This is a genomic window from Escherichia sp. AM3, from assembly GCF_032029835.1.
GTDB classification, from domain to species: domain Bacteria; phylum Pseudomonadota; class Gammaproteobacteria; order Enterobacterales; family Enterobacteriaceae; genus Escherichia; species Escherichia coli.
Map to the genome: position 1 here is coordinate 1 of NZ_JAVUPQ010000649.1, position 376 is coordinate 376.

A 376-nucleotide genomic window follows, 5' to 3' on the forward strand; every position below is an offset into this window, starting at 1 on the left:
CTTCTATCTCTTCCACACTGCGGACATACATCTTCTCGTTCAGGCTGTAGAAGCAACCCATCGCCACAATGGTGACTACCGCCAGTGCGCTTGGGTAGATGAAGATCAACTGGCGTAACCCTTCAATGGTGTGGTCAGCCTGTGCGACGTTCGGCACATAGCCAATTTGCGTCAGCATCCAGCCGGGGAAGAAACCAGCCAGCGCCTGAGACACTTTGCGAAAGAAGGTAAAACCGGTGTAGACCGTTCCTTCCGAACGCACGCCGGTGCGCCACTCGCCGTACTCGACGGTGTCGGAAACCAGCGCCCAGTTCAGGCTGTTAACAAACGCTGAGCCAAAGAACGCCAGGCAGGAGAACGCCACGAAGCTGACATA

General features: G+C 55.9%; 1 protein-coding gene. It reads right to left on the bottom strand.

Annotated features, from left to right (window positions below; all coding sequences use genetic code 11):
- Positions 1-376: MFS transporter (locus RTW80_RS27700; RefSeq protein ID WP_312721311.1), on the bottom strand; the 376-nt coding region annotated here is incomplete at both ends.